The following is a 284-nucleotide window of genomic DNA, read 5'->3' on the forward strand; positions in this document are numbered from 1 at the left end:
TGCCGCCCGGTTCGCCGCTTGGCCGCGGACTGTCGGCGGATGCGGCGCGCGATCTCGGCCTGCTGCCGGGAACCGCGGTCGGCGCCTCGCTGATCGATGCCCATGCCGGCGGCGTCGGCGCGATCGGCGGCCGCGATGGCTCCGGCGCCGAGGTCGATGTCTGCCAGCGATTGGCCTACATCATGGGGACGTCGGCGTGCATCATGGCAACGACGGTCGATCCCTGCTTTGTGCCTGGCGTCTGGGGCCCGTATTTCGAAGGCATGGTGCCGGGCTTCTGGCTC

At 70.8% G+C, this 284-nt stretch carries 1 protein-coding gene; it reads left to right on the top strand.

Going from position 1 to position 284, the window contains the following annotated elements; translation table 11 throughout:
* A partial coding sequence (locus ACLI50_RS22610) for an FGGY-family carbohydrate kinase (protein ID WP_411414682.1) occupies positions 1–284 on the top strand: 284 nt, incomplete at both ends.

Source organism: Chryseobacterium cupriresistens (assembly GCF_046614675.1).
In the GTDB taxonomy this organism is placed as follows: domain Bacteria; phylum Bacteroidota; class Bacteroidia; order Flavobacteriales; family Weeksellaceae; genus Chryseobacterium; species Chryseobacterium cupriresistens.